Origin of the sequence: Fodinibius sp., from assembly GCF_041642155.1 — a bacterium.
GTDB lineage: Bacteria > Bacteroidota > Rhodothermia > Balneolales > Balneolaceae > Fodinibius.
The window spans coordinates 1-16750 of sequence record NZ_JBEPWZ010000003.1; the positions used below are offsets into that span (position 1 = coordinate 1).

Genomic DNA, 16750 nt, shown 5'->3' on the forward strand with positions numbered 1-16750 from the left:
TTCACAAAATTGAGTCCCACTAAAATAGTCGCCAGCTCCTTTGTAGTGAACATCAGAGGAGGAATTTTATAACCATGCATGATTCCGTACCCCTTATATTCATCCCAGGTGACGGGGACATTCATTTCCGATAGTGCATTGAAATCACGAAATACGGTGCGACGACTGACATCAAACTTTTCTGCGATATCGTTGACCGTGATACGATGATTGGATTGCTGAAGCATGAGGATAAGCTTCATTCTCCGCTCGGAGCTGTTCATAAAGATGTATCATTCTATAAGTTAGTAAGAAATCTGCTCCAATATAAGTGATCTGAGGAATAGTTACAGCGGGGGATCAGTCCTTAATGTAGAAGCTTGATATTGTCGAAAAAGGGATAGGAGTTATGCCCGTCTGATCAGGATCAGGGCTTTGCCCGCATAAAAATCCGGCCCTTTTGAAAGATCATACCGGTGAATGGAGAGCGGGTCCTTTATACCTTGCAGTTCCTCTTTTATACGTATACCCTTATAGAGCACCATCGATTTCCAGGGCATGTGGGAGGTCATGGCGTACAGTTCGTTGATTTTGAACGCATGCTTGGAGATCAGTAAAAAGGGTTGATCCTGTTTGATTTGATCGATAGAACCATCTGAAATAGTTACATTTTGTAAACCAAGAGTTTGTACGATCTGTTTTATTGCCAGGCATTTCTTGGAAGCAATGTCATTTAACGTAAATCGTTTTTCAGGGAAAGTGATCGCCAGGGGAATGCCCGGGAGCCCGCCACCCGTTCCGGCGTCTAAAATATTGTGGGCCGAAGAAAACACTTCGAACTGTGATAAGAGGAGAGAGTGAAAAAGATGATCCTTAATTGTTCCACGTGAAACATTGCGGCTGACAAGGTTTACGCGCTTATTCCACCAGAATAGCCTGTCCAGGTAGTGTTCAAGGTCTTTTTCATGCTTTAAATAGAGTTGACGGGTGTTCTCAAATGTTTCACGTGAAACATTTGAGGTTGTGAGGGTTGGATGTTCCACGTGAAACAATAGTTAATTTTTGAGATATACCATTAAAACAGAGATATCACTCGGGGAAACACCGCTTATTCGGCTTGCTTGTCCCAGGGTTTCGGGACGAATACGCTCCATTTTTTGGGTTCCCTCGGCCGAAAGACTGCTTATTTTGTTATAATCAAGGCTATCGGGAATAATAGTGTCCTCCTGTTTTCGCATTTCTTCGACCATCTCAAATTCTTTTTCAATGTATCCAGCATATTTAATTTGGATTTCCACCTGGTCGAACACATCGCGGTCGTCGGTAATTACCTGGGCTTTCTCCAGTAATTCAGGATCGGCATCAAACAGATTATATATCGAGAGCTGGGGCCGGGGAATAAGTGATTTAGCCTTAACGGGTTGAGAAAGTATGGTCGTGCCCTGTTTTTGAAGCATTGGGTCCATCTTCTTCGGATACACCGTATAATCCGCAATAAGGTCATGGAGCTGATCTACCGCTTCTTTTTTTGTTTTGTACTGCCGAAATCGCTCGTCGGACGCAAGACCGATTTTGTGGCCCAGTTCCGTGAGCCGAAGATCCGCGTTATCCTGACGCAGCAGAATACGATGTTCGGCGCGTGAGGTAAACATGCGGTAGGGCTCTTCGGTTCCTTTGGTGATGAGATCGTCAATCAGCACGCCAATATAAGCTTCAGAGCGTTTCAGTATAAATTCTTCCTTGCCCTGAACTTTTCGGGCCGCATTGATACCCGCCATGAGTCCCTGGCACGCGGCCTCTTCATAGCCGGTCGTCCCGTTAATTTGTCCTGCAAAAAAGAGTCCCCCGGTGATTTTTGTTTCCATGCTGCGCCGAATCTGATAAGGGGGAAAATAATCATACTCGATGGCGTAGCCGGGGCGGAGCATTACAGCTTCTTCAAATCCGGGAATGGTGCGCAGTGCCTTGTACTGAACATCTTCGGGCAGAGATGTAGAAAACCCGTTGAGGTACATTTCGTAGGTATCCCATCCTTCCGGTTCCAGGAAGAGTTGGTGACTGTCTTTCTCAGAAAAGCGGTTAATCTTGTCTTCAATACTGGGACAGTAACGGGGACCGGTGGATTCGATCGTCCCATTAAACATAGGGCTGCGATCAAAGCCGGACCGAAGCATATCGTGCACCTCCTGATTGGTAAAGCCGATCCAGCAGGTAAGCTGCTCTTCCCGGGATGGCAGGGAATGGGTCATAAAGGAAAAAGGGCTGGGATTGTCGTCCCCGTATTGTATTTCAAGCCGCTCGTAATCGATAGAGCGGCCATCGAGCCGGGGAGGGGTCCCTGTTTTCAGGCGACCTACTTCAAAGTCCAACTTTTCGAGGGAGGCGGAGATACCAATCGAGGCTCGTTCGCCCGATCGTCCGCCCCCGAAGTTGGTCTCCCCGATATGCATCAAGCCATTTCCAAAGGTACCGGTAGTCAGTATAACTGCTTGTGCTTTAAAGGTTTGTCCGGTACTCGTTTGAACGCCGGTGGCACGCTCCCCATTATCCGTCGTCAAGACATCGACTACATTGTCCTGCCGGAAGTGCAGGTTTTCTTTGCTTTCCAATTCTTTACGCATGGTAGCACTGTACAGGGCTCGGTCGCTCTGGCAGCGGGGACTCCACATGGCGGGGCCCTTGCTGGTATTCAGCATGCGAAACTGAACGGCCGATTTATCGGCGACCTTCCCCGTGAGCCCGCCGAGGGCATCAATCTCACGCACCAATTGTCCCTTGGCGACGCCGCCAATAGCCGGGTTGCACGACATCTTGGCAATTGCGTCGAGATTCATGGTAATAAGCAGCGTTTGAGCGCCCATTTCAGCGGCGGCACCAGCTGCTTCGCTGCCTGCGTGTCCGGCGCCGACTACAATGACATCATATGTGGGATATAGGGACTTCATAGGACTTAAGTGTATGTTTTTATTACACTTATGTGTTTATATAATGAGCAATTCCTTGCATCCCGCGCACCCTGAGAATACAGGATGCCTGTATAAATTACGGGAAGCCCCTAAAATAAGGTTTTTTTGGGAGAAAATTTAGCCGTGAATCGGGTGATGATTAGTCCAGGTAGGTATTCATAAAGGCTTCCTCTGATTCCCGGCTGGCAATTAATACAAGTTCACTCCCCTCGGTCATAATGGTATCCGGAGGGGGATTTGTCAGCTGTTCGTCGCTCTTACTGTTTTTAATAGCAAGCACATTACACCCGGTTTCCTCCCGGATACCGCTGACGCTGAGTGTTTTGCCCCGCAGGGGTGCAGGGGTTTCAATCGAGAATACATTCAGTCCCTCGGCGATCATCAGCACGTCATTGCGTTCGAGGATATTAAAAATAGCATTGCCGCCCAGAGTGGCATACGACATTACGAAATCTGCACCTGCCCGGTGCAGGGTTGATACATTACGCTGCAACGTTGCTCGACTTATGATTTGGATATTGGGACGCAGCTGCCGTGCATAGATAGTAAGATAAATATTGACATCATCATCGTGGGTGGTAATGATAATACAGGGAGCCTCACGGATCCCCGCCTTTTCAAGAATGTCTTTATTTTCAGCACTTCCCAGTATGTAGTTGTCTTTATCTTTAATCCGGTCTGGATTTTTATCGATGATGCGATAGTCCATTCCACGTTCCTCAAAGGCTTCTGCCGTCCCCCTGCCCACGCGTCCCGCCCCTATAATGAGCACCGGTTTATCTGAAGTTTTATAAATAGCCATATATTCGTCATAGGTGCGGAGCTGCTCGAGGGAGCCGGCTATAACAAATACGCTTTCATTTTTGATAAGTGTATCCGGCAGGGCGGGTATAAACTCCCCGCGCTCCCACAGTCCAACAATATTAATGCCCAGTTTTTCCCGGATGTTACTTTCCCGGAGCGTCTTCCCGACCAGGGGCGTTTGGAAGGCCGATGCCTCCGCTACAATTAGATCCTCAAAACGGCCGATAACATGGACCCGCCGATCTTGTCCGATGGTGCGGCGCGAGAGGGAGCGTCCCAGCATACGACCCAGCTGAAGCACGTGATTGGATCCGGCCAGTTTCAGCAGGTCTACCGAGTCGGCCGAGTTTGCGGTCGCTACAATACTGACATGCTCGTCAAGTTCTCTGACTGTGTTGCTGATATTGGAGTTTGTCATGTCATTGCCGAGAGTAACAACCATGGAGGCCTGCTGGACCCGTAATTTATGATAGGTTTCCGGGTCATCCCGATCGCCAAAGACCACGTGGTACCCCTGGTCATAATACTTCAGCGCCTCCTGGAGATCTTCCTCCAGCAGCACATACTGGTAATTATAATGATCGAGCTTCTGGATGAGGGAGCGGGAGATGGGATTAAGATGCGTGATAATGATATGGTCGCTGGTATCTTCCGGAAGCTCCCGCGGCGCCCGGGCTTTGGACTGGGCCTCAAGCCAGGGCGCGTAGAAAAATTCAATAAAGGTAAAGGGCAGCAGGATTAGCAGCGACATCATGCCCGAGAGCAACACGATCACCGAAAAAGTACGTCCGAGATCGCTGGTAAAGGTGATATCCCCGAACCCCAGCGTGGACATAACGGTGAGTGTCCAATAGAAGCCGGTGACCCAGCTGTGTTCCTGTCCCTCATACACCATAATAAAATGAAACAGAATGCTGTAGGCGATAATAAGGGCAGTAAGTCCCGCCAGGAAACGGAACAACCGTTTGATATTGACGGTCGTGCTTCGGTTGGACAGGAAAAAGCTAAGCTGGGAAGTAAAAAATTTCATCGAATGATACTGTTAAGATCTACTGATGCCACTCGAGAAAGCTGACAACCGCGTGCCAGATAGCTTCCAATTTCGTGTCACCCTCGTATTCAAAGACCGTATCGTCATCGACTGTGATTTTGCAGCTTTTCCCTTTAATCGTAACAGGATAGCCGAGGTCTTCCTCAATCTTTTCAATGACCGGCATCATCCACTTCCATGACTGGTGAAATTTCATGTCTTCAACCGACAGGAAAGCCAGCGGTATGTCTTTTACATCGTCCTGCTCTATTTTAATGGTACTGCCCATTATATTTTCAATGAGCCTGCTTCCCTTGTTAATTTCTTCTTGTTGCATCGTCATAATAAAATTGGATGGTTTATTATATTAGGCTATAATTTGAGCGTATGGTACTTATAGGTCTTTTATTGATTCCCGTGAATGTTCTCGTACTCCAACTACAACCAGGCGAAGGCGTTGCAGGATAAAATGTTTGGTCCACTATCCCTAATCTGCCCGGGTTTTGTGTTAATTGGGATTGTACCACATGGATATATATTGCCTTTAAAGATAATTAAAAAAAGAAGAGTAGAAAGGAGGATTTCCGGTGAGGGGGAGACGGTTACTGGCAAACCAGAAGGGAGACCTGGCTTTCACTTTCGATGGTTTCCAGAGCGTTGAGCTCGTTATTGGGACCGGCGCTGTCATCGTCATCGCATGCCGTAAATCCAACGACGGTTGCTAATAAAACGACGGTTGCTAATAGAAAGAGAGCAGCTAATTTTTTTATCGATGTTATCATAAGAATAAAATTATAGGGTTATCAATGATTAAAACGGTATTACACCGTTGCGAAGGGACGTAACTACCCTGACAGAACTTTTATCAGAAACGATGAAACAAAGGGACAGCAATAGCAAGTGTGAGAGTTAAAAAACTACAGGCTTGAGGCTTGATCTTGAGAAGAAGGACCAAGGTTGCAAAAAACCATCAGGTAATAAATAGCAAACTGAGAAGTTGCTATAGCGAACAGTTTGACAGAGGACGGCTGATAACTCCGAAAGAAAGCAGGCTTTTATATTTTTTGTTTTATATCTTTCTTCTTTTATTGGACAGGCATTGAAAATCGGACCACACAGGGGCTGTGCCTCCATACCCCGGCCTTGCAAAGCAAAATTTCTTTTAATACAAGATTAGACCTTAACAGTACACCTATAAAGACATTCACATAACCATGGATCCTGAATTCACTTTAAAAGACAAAAGTAGCAGTATTTCACGCCGAACGTTCCTGGGGAGTTCTGCCGCCCTGGTGGGAGGAGCCTTCCTGAGTCCGCTGGCAGGCGGAAGTAATGCATTCGGAGCATCAACAAATACACTTAAAATTGCGCTGGTGGGCAGCGGATCGAGAGGAGCCGGTGCCGTAGTCAATGCCTTACAGGCAGAGGAGGGCGTTGAGCTTGTTGCAATGGCAGATGTTTTTGAAGAGAAGCTCAACGACAGTTATGAGAACCTGATGCGTGTGGACAGTATCAGCGATCGAATAAAGGTGCCCGACGATCATAAGTTTGTGGGTTTGGATGCTTATCAAAAAGCGATCGACCTGGCCGATGTGGTTCTCCTGGCAACGCCCCCGGCTTTTCGTCCCCTGCATTTCGAGACGGCTGTGGAAGCCGGCAAACACGTCTTTATGGAGAAGCCGCTGGCCACCGACGCACCGGGAGTACGCAGGGTCTTTGAGGCCGGGAAAGTGGCAGAGGAAAAAGGGTTAAGCGTGGTAGTGGGGCTTCAATACCGGTATTCCAGGCGGTTTCAAAAGCTTGTCGAAAAGGTGAATGCCGGTGAACTCGGTGATATCACCTCCATGTCGTGCAATTATTTGCTGGCTGGCGTCAAACAAGTTGACCGGGAACCAAGCGATAGTGAGCTGGAGTACCAGTTGCGGAACTGGCGCCAGTTCGAATGGCTGTGGGGGGGATCCCCGGCGGGACTTACGATCCATTTCGAGGACATTGCGCACTGGGCTAAGGGCTCATATCCCGTGCGGGCATTCGGAACAGGTGGCCGGGCAGCCCTGGAGGGACCCGAACAGGGCAATATATATGACCACTACTATATAGATTATGAATATGAGGACGGGACCAGCTTGCACAGCCGTACCCGCCACATCCAGGGGTGCTGGACCAATCGAACGTTTTCTTTCGAGGGAAGTCGGGGTGTTGCTCATGCCTCGGGCGGCTCCGGTCCCGAGATCAAAAGCCGCAAGGGTGAGACGCTTTGGAGCTACGACGATTCGGGGGACCCTAATCCGTACCAAACCGAGCATGAGGTGCTCTACAGGGCCATCCGGAGCGGGAACCCGGTCAATGATACGGAATGGGGAGCCAAGAGTACGATGACGAGCATAATGGGACGAATGGCGGTTCAGTCGGGCAAACTCGTAGAATGGGAGGATGCCCTGAACTCGGATGTGGTAATGGTTCCCGACGACTTGTCAGATGATTCAGAGCCGCCCGTTCTTCCCCGCGAGGACGGAAGCTATCCGGTGCCCATTCCCGGTGACGACACCAGGATCATTTGAAGGTAATGAATATGAATACAGGAGTGGGGAAATATTGTTTTTTACGTAGGTGGAATGGATAAGGGAGAGCGACAGCCATTCTCGCTGATTTTCTATAAATTCCACCAATACGTTAATTTCAGCATCAGGGAACGGCTTTTCACTGAAAAGGATCCCGGTATATAGTTATCGGTGTAAACTACAAACAGGTCGGATGCCGGCTGGAAACGCCATTGGAACCGGCTGTTGATATTGATGTTATCCAGCTGGTCGTTGTACTGGACAAAGGTGGTGAAATAGATGTTTTTGCTAAATGTGATATCCAGGCGGTTGCCTACCAGCCAGAATTCGGAGCGATTCCAGGGGCGAGGCAAAACCAGCCTGTTGTAGCTGGTGTAGGCTGAGATATTGACGTAGGGTTGAAATCTGAATCCCAGCTCTGAGCGGGCATAAAAGCGGGTTCCGTCCGCAAAAAAACCGCCTTGCTGTACGGAAAAAAGATAGGTGTACAGACTCTGAGGCTTGGAAGCAAACTCCAGTCCCATATTGTTCCAGGTATGACTGCTCCCCGCCTCCAGAAAGTGTCCCGAGACATTCGTGGGATCGAAGGGATCGAGTAATTCTACGAATCGATGGGTAACCCAGCTGCTGAGCGTGCCCCCGTTTCGAAAATTGACGTTGTAGGTGATTTTATGTTCATAATCGGTGTTGTGCAGGGACTCATCAAAGTAGTTGGACGTGCTAACGGTGGGGCCATGGCTCAACACGCGTCCACTGCCCGGGAAAAACAGGTAGCCGACTTCCGGGTACAGCCGGATATATCCCTTTCGGGGAACATACCCGGTTTCAGCGGTAAAGTCACTTCCGACATAATCCTGTGCCCATTGGACCTTCCAGTTACCGTCGGAGTAAAGGGCGCTGGCGGTATGGCTGAATGTCTTTCCCGAAGTTTCGGATGAAAAAGATTTAAGCATCGTGAAATTGCCGTTCCATAAGTCGGATGAGGTCGCAAGGTCGTATTCCACCCCGATGTTGCGATTATATCCGGCATGGGCAGCGGTTTCCCCGTCCCCGATGTCGGACTGCGAGCCGAGGGATTCCTTGTTCACGAAAATAAGGCCGAGATTGGACCGGTCGGAAACCCGTCTCTTCAGGGCAAAAACGGAGAAATTCCGGGAAGGAATGTTGTGCTCCGAGACGCGTTCCGTCTGCATATTCATGGCCCCCACTCTCCAGTCCCGGTTGATCTGTCCGCTCAGGCGTCCCCCGAACAGGATAGGGGCATCCAGCCCTATTCTCCTGGAAAAGAACGGCCGAATATCTTCGTTGCCGAAATTGGCAAACAGGTCCTCATTTTCGAGAAAGAATTGTCGTTTCTCAGGAAAAAAGAGCTCAAATCGTTCCGTATCGATGATCTGTTCATCCACTTCAACCTGTGAGAAATCGGGATTGATGGTCAGGTCGAGATTCAGCGACGAGTTGAGACCTATTTTTGCATTTAATCCCGCTTCCCTCTGGTAAGAGGGGCTACCGGAGGGTTGAAAATCATTGCTTAATCCCCCCAGGAGGTGGGGAATGACGGAGATATTCGATCCGGCCGGTGGTGGCGGGTCATCCCATACCAGGTTTCCGGTGTATGCTAACGAAGCGGAAGGAAACTGCCGGGGGACCGGCGCCCATCCCGATTTTTCCTGAAAGGTCAGATCATAGCGGCTGAAGTTGATACCCCAGGTCGTGATCTGCTGATCATAGCGCAGGGACTTGAAAGGGATTGCGGCTTCAAAGACCCACCGGTCCTCATAATTTCTCACTTTTGAAACCCACTTGTTATCCCAGCTCAGGTTTACGCTGCCCCCGTCGTACATAAGTCCATCCCATTCGGCTCCCTCGGCGTTAGCACCAAACGAAAAACCGTTGGTTTGATCATCGAACGGATCCAGGAAAAGCAGGAAATTATCATTGTTGCCGAAATTGAAATCCCGGCGCAGCGACTCCACAACATTGGGATCCGATTTTCCGCGGAAGTTGACGGCAATAATATACAGGTTGCTGTCGTCATAGGTCATGCGAACATCGGTACGAAGCCGGGCGCGGCTGGTATCCATCGGAGTAATCATGTGAAAGTCGGTTGCCGGCTCCGCTTCTCGCCATGCGGATTCTTCCATTTTGCCATCTACCGTTATGGGAGAAGAGGCCTTATTGATATGTAATTGATAAGCGTCATTTATTTTCTGGGCACGGGCGGAAATCACCAGAAATGCGAGATACAACAAAGTAATCAAAACCGATTTTTGAAAAGCCATTAAGGGGAAGGTAATTATTTTTACGGAATATCATATTACTGTGAAGCGACTGACAGAAAGGTACTCGTCCTGGGTATGTCCTGAGTAGATAACAGAAGTATTCCTGCGGGGGTTTTGGAAGTCGTCACACACCTAAAATCAAACACAAGGAAATCTTAAAAATTAAAAAATATAATTACAATATCTGGCTAAGAAGATACTCAGGTTTTCTTAAGAACCAATATAAATTGTACTTTTTTGGTGATATCCGGGGCATCGCCTTGTCCTGATGGAAGTCACCTTATCGATTCAGTCTGTGGGTAGGTTTATGTATTGTTACGGGGATTATGGGACCGTTTGAGCGGACTAAAAGCGATGGGAGGAGCTAATTGAGAACATGAATCGCCAAATTTAAAGGGGCGGCAAAAGCAATCCATAATAACATCCCATTATAAATAGGGCAGTAAAAGCCAGGTCGTCCATGGTATATTCCTCTCAACCCTATTTATTTATCTGGCGAGGCAGCAAACGATCTTTCCCGGCTGGATCGGTACCGGATGAAATTGGAGTCGAAGTAGTGGTCTATCTTGTCGAATACCTTTTCTAAGGCATCCTCATTGAATTGCCCTGAAGCAATAATTTCCTTAGACCCATTTGAAAAGATAAGCTGGGTACGGGGATTCCGGGATAGCCTCGCCTTAGTCTCCTTGGTTTTGTAAAACCCCTTATAATTTCCTGTTGTGTAGTATGTTTTCAGGCGGTTGTCGGTAGTTTTCATGGCGAAGAAATAGAAAATGAATAGTTAAAAATGGTAGTTGGCATATCGATAACATTCCCCAGTCAATTTTGCAAGAAATAACAATTAATGTGCCGCGAAACTGCTTCAAGCCGGTCATAACCGGTCGACACCTGCGGTTTCGGTTAGCTGGGAGGGGGCACCTGACGATATGACCGGCCATTTTTACGGGAAGCCAGTCTGTCAATTTGATCGAAGATTTTCTCGAAAGCCTCCTCCCTATGCCTCCCGCTGGCAAAAAGTTCTGTTATACCATTTGTAAACGTAACGTGAATTTGTCCGGTAAACGCTGAACTACGCACTTTGTGTTTATAAAAGTCCTTATATTGTCCGTATTTATTGTATTCTTGCAGTCCTTTTACTGACTGTTTCATATTGACTTTCAAAAAAATGAGGCAATGGAAAACAACTGTAATAAATATTATATAACAATAGTAAAACTTTATATTACAAAAAGCAATAGGTAAAAGAAATTATCCTGTTTAAAAGGTATAAAAGCGCGAATACATAAATTTTTGCATGATTCTTTTTGGAGATTTATGGTCCCTGTAGGCGGTATTTTTGACTATTTTGTGTTCTTTGTATACATAACAAAATGAATCCCAATAAGGATTTATTTTATAACCGTATTCCACGGACATAAAGAGTGGAATTAATCCAAATTTTAAAAAAAATAAAGCAAAATGAGAGTTGTCATTATCGGGGGGACAGGACGTGTGGGAACCTTCCTGGTTCCGAGGTTAGTCATGGACGGGTATGAGGTAATTTGTGTTAGTCGTCAAAAAAGCAAGCCCTATCGATCACATTCTGCATGGAAATTTGTTACGAACGTGGCTATTGACCGCACAAAGGCGGAGGAGAAGCATCTGTTTGGGAAGCAGATCGCGGAATTAAATCCTGATGTGATAATAGACATGATCTGCTTTACGCTTGGGAGTGCGAAATGCCTGGCAGAGGCTCTCATGGGCCAAATACAACATTTTCTGCACTGTGGGACCCTCTGGGTTCATGGTCACAGTGAGCGGGTTCCCACCCGTGAAAGTCAGCCGCGGAACCCATTTGGGGAGTATGGAATACAAAAGGCCGCCATTGAATCATATTTGCTTTCTCTGTCCCGCCGAAAAGGTTTTCCCGCTACCATCCTGCATCCCGGACATATTACCGGTCCGGGCTGGGTGCCCATCAATCCTGCAGGAAATCTTGATCCCGGTATCTTCAACCGACTGGCGGAGGGCAAAGAAGTTGTATTACCCAATATTGGCATGGAGACGGTTCATCATGTACATGCCGATGATGTGGCCCAGGCATTTGTGAACGCGATGGATAACTGGAACCAGGCGGTGGGCGAAAGCTTCCATGTGGCCTCCGAACAGGCACTTACGCTCCGGGGATATGCCAGAGCCATGGCGGCATGGCGGGGCCAGGAGGCCAATCTGCGATTTTTACCGTGGGAAGAGTGGAAGAAGACGGTCAGCCGGGAAGAAGCGGATCTGACTTGGGATCACATAGCCCATAGCACCAATGCCAGCATAGAGAAGGCGAAAGAACACTTAAAGTACCAGCCCCGATACAACTCCCTGCAAGCCGTCCGGGAGTCGGTGAAGGGTCTTTTGAGTGAGTATGAATTAAAGGGGAGGCCATCATGATAGCATTACAAGGCCGGTTACATAAGTATCGTCATCCGGGACAGGATCAATGTCACTTACCCTTAAATTAACAGCGGTCCTGGAAATATCATGATACTGTATATAATATATTCGTCATGTCCATTCATAACACTTTGTAAAAAAATCGTTATGGAATTCGTAAAAAAATATTATATTGAATTTCATCCTACATTCAATCAATCTTTATTGCCCTTTATTTAGAGGAATTTTTAACATTGGCAAGGTTAAAGCTTGCCAGTGATTGTAGATTTCGATCGATGCAGTCGAGGGGTGTAGACTTATATCATCTATCATTGCCCCCCGGACTAAATGGGATGATGAAAAGGTTTGGGATACCTTTTTAATAAAGACTAATAAATGAAATTTTATTATGGAAAAATCAGGAAAAGGTAGAGACAGGGAAGGTTATGTACCGGCAGGATCTTCACAATTAGCTGAATATCCGGGCGCCGAATCTGCGGTAGCAAGTGAAATTGCCCGGATGAATCCTTCTTCTATTTCCAAAATAATGTCTGCAGAACCTATGGCAATCAGCGAAAGGATCAAAGAATCTCCTGATAATATAATGGAGATTGCTACGGCAGAGCCCGTAATTTTAAGTAAGGCGCTGGCTTCTAATCCGTCAATCATTTCCGAAGTGGCTGAAAAAAATCCTGCTTTAATTGGCAGGGTTATGACAGCCGAGCCCGCTGTTTTTTCAGAAATAGCCGCTGCCGAACCTGCAGAATTCGGTAAAGCTATTGCGGGTGTTACCAAAGAAATAGGTTCAAAATAGTATGTGTGTCACCCAGGAAGAAAGTTACGTTGCTCCCGGGCCTACATTAGAAGAATATACAAACTGGATAAAGGACCTTCCGGCCCGACTTGAACCCGAACATGTCGGATCGGCAGTTATGGCTCCCTTGTTTTCTCATGTGCTGGCTCATCCTGCCAGATATGAAGAAGGTTTTGCTCTTCTCAGGGATAAGATGATTGATCTTACGGTACGGATGGCCTGTGAGAACACCTCCTATTACGGGAATAGTTTTGAAACAGCTAAAAACAAATACACGGGCTATGATCAGCTGGAAGAGTTGCCCCTCATAACCAAGGATAACATATATCAGCACGAATACGGAATCATTTCTGATATTACTACCTTTGGATTTGTTACTTTTACTACGGGAACCATTAGTCAGCGACCGCTGCTTATCCAGAGGTCACTTGAAGAACAGCAGTATCTGCAAAATTTCTTTTCGGTCCTGCAGTCCAAACAGTTTGAATCCGAAGCATCCCAGCCTCTGGGCATCTCAGAAGGGTCTATGAATCATGGTGCCGTTCTGAAAATACCCGGATTCGGTTATAACTTTATGGTTGAACTGATCAGGGATTACGGGGTATTACGTACCGCTTGGCTTTTACAGAATGAGTTTGATTTCCCCGGTCACCAGCAGAAGATCAGCAAATTGAATGTAACCTACATGGGCCTTTGTGTTCTCTACCAGTACCTGAAACAGGAAAATATCAGCCTTCCTAAAGATCAGCTGGATGCTATTACCATATTCGGGTGGCCCGTGCCGCCGAAAAGAAAAAAGGTCATGGAGGATTTTTTTGGAACAAGCATCACCGATAATTTCTCCATGTCCGAAATGTTTGGCGGAGCCCGCTATTGTGATAACTGCCATGGGTTTCACTTTGAGCCTTTTGTGGTCCCCGAAGTGCTGAACCTGGAAAACGGAGACCGCATTGATGAAGGGGTGGGAGAACTCGTGATAACCCCGCTCTTTCCTTTTAGCCAACGATTTGTTCTTATACGGTATAAAACCTCGGACCTGGTAAAAGTCTATGGCACCGACTGCCCTGCCGGAAAAAAAGCTTATATATTTAAAGGGCGACTTCAACGGAGTGTAAAGATAGCTCCCAAAATTTATGTAGGTGAGGCTGAAGTAGCCAAAGCTATCGATGATGTTCCCGGCCTGAGCCGTCCTCCTTCTGATTTTTCAATACTCAAGGAACCCTCGGCTCCGAACTGGCCAAAATTCAAAATAAAAAAGCCTCACGATGACTATTTATTAGAACTCACCGCTGAGTTAACTTTTTCTCCTGAAGAAAGGTCCGAGCTTGTCGAAAAAACAAAAAAAATGATGTTAAAACGTCTTACGACAGATCTTACCTCGGAAGTATGTTCCCGGCTTCAAGACAATACTGCTGATGTTAACATCCGATTAGCAGCACCGAATACTCTTTCTGAACGAGATTACTGGAATCTTTAACATATCCATATCCTGCTATATGAATACCTCTATTGACCGTGTGATATCCGATTCTCCGATAATGGAAGGTAGAAGTAAACGTATATACGAATACAAAGATAATCTCCTGCTTGTAGAATTGATTCCCTCTTTAACAAGCTACACCTATGATCGGCATGAACTTGTTGAGGGTACCGATGCCCTGCGATTGGACTTCTATGAAAAGGCAGTCGATGTGCTTAAGAAGGAGGACATCAAAACGGCATTTGTGGAACGTGTGGATTCCCGACGCTATATTGCCCGACACTGTACCAATCCTCCGTTCGAGGTAATCGTCAAAAATTTTGCCATCGGTTCCACCTTGAAATTTTATCCAGGGTTGTTTAAAAAAAATGCTGAGTTTGACCGCCCGATCGTCAAGTTCGACTACAGAACCAACCCTGAGGACCAACCGATTGCCGCAGATTATATCCGGGAATATGGAGAAGATCCTGAAGCGCTGAAAACCATTGCCTTGAGTGTCAACGAAGCCCTGAAAAAATGGATGTCTGATCTGGTGCTGGTGGATTTTTGCCTGATCTTTGGAAAGGATCCCAGTGGAGAATATGTTATTACTTCTGAAATTTCTCCTGATGGCATGAGGCTAAAATCTGAATCCGGCCGATCACTTGATAAAGATCTGTTTAGAAAAGGAGCCTCACACAAGGACATCAGAACAGAATGGAAGCGACTTCTTAATTTAATCTAATAAAGTTTGGAAGAAAAAAACATGGTTATAACCGGTTCCAATCGAGGAACGGGGTATGCTGTTGCAAAATATTTTTATCAAAAAGGATATGTCATTCATTCTCTAAACAAGACCCTCAAAGGAGAAGAATGGATGAATGAAATCCAGTGCGATCTTTCGAAGCTGCAGAATATTCGTTCAGCTGTCGACCGTTTAAAAGAAAAAACACAAACCATCTCTCTCTGTTTTCTCAACGCTGCTGTGCGAAAACTTGCCTCTATCAAGGACATGCATGAGAAAGACTGGTTACATTCTGTCAATACAAATCTAAATGCCTCTTTTTTTCTCCTGAAGTACCTCACTCCCTCTTTGGAATCTTCAGAGGACGGTAGAGTAATTATTATGGGAAGTCATGCCGGCGAACATTATTTTGACAAGGGAGCAGCCTACTGTGCCACAAAAGCTGCTCTTAAAGCACTGTCGGAAGTATATATCCAGGAAACAAGAGATAATGGAATCCGCACAACTTTAATCAATGCCGGAGCCATTAAAAACAGGCCCAAAACTCATGACGACAAAAAAATAGAACCTGAGAAGCTTGCTGAATTTATTTATGAAATTGCCCAGGCTTCAGGAAATTTGCTCATTGGCGAGGTAGAATTACGTCCTTTACATACGGTAACACCTCCGGAGCGGGGTATTGCTAAAATCCAATACATTTAATGCTGTGAATAATAATACGTTCGTCGTTTCTGATCTTGACGGCACACTCCTTAATAACGATGGCTTATTATCTAAGCACAGCCGGACCAAGTTACAGCGATTAATCAACAACGGCTTGAACTTTACCGTAGCAAGTGCCAGGAGTCTTCACACTATTTCCTATATCCTCCAGGACCTGCAGCTATCCCTCCCGGTAATTTGCCTGAACGGCGCATATATTTCAGATTACAATACTAAAAAACATCTTGTCATCAATGAAATTCAGCAAGAGGTGAGACAAGGTATCCGGGGGTATGTCGAAAAGCATAATGTAGGTGTTTTTATCTCCACTCATCATAACGGGGAGGATTTTTTATTTTACAATCAGATTAATAATGGCGGACTGCAGTGGTATTATGAGGACCGTATTGCCAGCAATGATCAGCGGCTTAAAAAAACTATATCTATCAAAGAGCTCAGAGACCACTATATAACTTGTTTTACGTTTATAGATAAGGAAAAAAAATTACTTCAAATAAAACGAGAGTTACTTGACCAGTTTCAAGACAAAGTAGAAATTCACTTATTCGAAAATCTTTACTCCAGGGGTTGGTATTGGCTTACTGCTCATGATTACAGGGCAACAAAAGATAGGGCTATTCAACAGCTACAAGATGAATTCGGCCACCAGGATAAAGAGCTCATTGTCTTTGGAGATCACATCAATGATATCAAGATGTTTAAAATTGCACACCAATGTATTGCTGTGCAAAATGCGGATGAACGGCTCAAGAAACATGCTCATGAAGTAATCGGAACCAATATGGAAGACAGCGTTGCCAACTATCTCGAGGCTATGTTTAGACCACAGTAAAGCAACTTCCTGGAACCCTATTTCCCACCGACTTACGGGCCGCCAAAAATTGTCGCTCCGCGCATCTCTACAAAATCAATACAGAGATCCAGTCCGGGTACCCGAATCTCTACTGTTTGAGTGGTACATCCAGGCAATAGTCTTACCTATGA

At 46.2% G+C, this 16750-nt stretch carries 14 protein-coding genes; 7 read left to right on the forward strand and 7 right to left on the reverse strand.

The features are described 5' to 3' along the window. From ACESLU_RS00495 to ACESLU_RS00520, 6 genes are all read right to left on the reverse strand, one after another. On the reverse strand, positions 1-263 hold a 263-nt coding region (locus ACESLU_RS00495; RefSeq protein WP_372633609.1), incomplete at its 3' end, for a helix-turn-helix transcriptional regulator. 123 nt (positions 264-386) lie between these two features. Beyond that, positions 387-1022 carry a 16S rRNA (guanine(527)-N(7))-methyltransferase RsmG gene (locus ACESLU_RS00500; protein WP_372633612.1) on the reverse strand — a complete coding sequence of 212 codons (636 nt, stop codon included), beginning with the start codon at positions 1020-1022 and terminating at the stop codon, positions 387-389. A 12-nt stretch (positions 1023-1034) separates the two neighbouring features. After that, positions 1035-2924, reverse strand: coding sequence for a tRNA uridine-5-carboxymethylaminomethyl(34) synthesis enzyme MnmG (mnmG, locus tag ACESLU_RS00505; RefSeq protein ID WP_372633614.1), 1890 nt, complete (start codon positions 2922-2924; stop codon positions 1035-1037). A gap of 160 nt (positions 2925-3084) precedes the next feature. Continuing rightward, positions 3085-4779 carry a TrkA family potassium uptake protein gene (locus ACESLU_RS00510; protein WP_372633617.1) on the reverse strand — a complete coding sequence of 565 codons (1695 nt, stop codon included), beginning with the start codon at positions 4777-4779 and terminating at the stop codon, positions 3085-3087. 19 nt (positions 4780-4798) lie between these two features. Further along, on the reverse strand, positions 4799-5122 hold the full coding sequence (locus tag ACESLU_RS00515) for a hypothetical protein (RefSeq protein WP_372633620.1): 324 nt from the start codon (positions 5120-5122) through the stop codon (positions 4799-4801). A gap of 259 nt (positions 5123-5381) precedes the next feature. Then, positions 5382-5561, reverse strand: a complete 180-nt coding sequence (locus ACESLU_RS00520; RefSeq protein WP_372633623.1) for a hypothetical protein — start codon at positions 5559-5561, stop codon at positions 5382-5384. Positions 5562-5993: 432 nt separating this feature from the next. Between ACESLU_RS00520 and ACESLU_RS00525 the strand changes: the two genes are divergently transcribed. Next, positions 5994-7340, forward strand: a complete 1347-nt coding sequence (locus ACESLU_RS00525) for a Gfo/Idh/MocA family protein (protein WP_372633626.1) — start codon at positions 5994-5996, stop codon at positions 7338-7340. 92 nt (positions 7341-7432) lie between these two features. On the opposite strand, the gene ACESLU_RS00530 is transcribed toward ACESLU_RS00525, so the two are convergent. Next, positions 7433-9622, reverse strand: coding sequence for a DUF5916 domain-containing protein (locus ACESLU_RS00530; protein WP_372633629.1), 2190 nt, complete (start codon positions 9620-9622; stop codon positions 7433-7435). A gap of 1458 nt (positions 9623-11080) precedes the next feature. Between ACESLU_RS00530 and ACESLU_RS00535 the strand changes: the two genes are divergently transcribed. The 6 genes from ACESLU_RS00535 (at position 11081) to ACESLU_RS00560 (ending at position 16598) form a co-directional block, all read left to right on the forward strand. Then, complete coding sequence (locus ACESLU_RS00535) at positions 11081-12043, forward strand: NAD-dependent epimerase/dehydratase family protein (protein WP_372633632.1); 963 nt, start codon at positions 11081-11083, stop codon at positions 12041-12043. A 391-nt stretch (positions 12044-12434) separates the two neighbouring features. Continuing rightward, positions 12435-12839: a hypothetical protein gene (locus ACESLU_RS00540; protein WP_372633635.1), complete on the forward strand. Its 405-nt coding sequence runs from the start codon at positions 12435-12437 to the stop codon at positions 12837-12839. Between the two features lies 1 nt (position 12840). Then, entirely contained in the window at positions 12841-14316 is a 1476-nt protein-coding gene (locus tag ACESLU_RS00545) for a hypothetical protein (protein WP_372633638.1), read from the forward strand. A gap of 19 nt (positions 14317-14335) precedes the next feature. Next, the gene (locus ACESLU_RS00550) at positions 14336-15043 is read left to right on the forward strand and encodes a phosphoribosylaminoimidazolesuccinocarboxamide synthase (protein ID WP_372633640.1); all 708 of its coding nucleotides are present in this window, start codon (positions 14336-14338) and stop codon (positions 15041-15043) included. Positions 15044-15049: 6 nt separating this feature from the next. After that, complete coding sequence (locus tag ACESLU_RS00555; RefSeq protein ID WP_372633643.1) at positions 15050-15745, forward strand: SDR family oxidoreductase; 696 nt, start codon at positions 15050-15052, stop codon at positions 15743-15745. 4 nt (positions 15746-15749) lie between these two features. Then, entirely contained in the window at positions 15750-16598 is an 849-nt protein-coding gene (locus tag ACESLU_RS00560; protein ID WP_372633646.1) for an HAD family hydrolase, read from the forward strand. Positions 16599-16750: the final 152 nt, after the last annotated feature.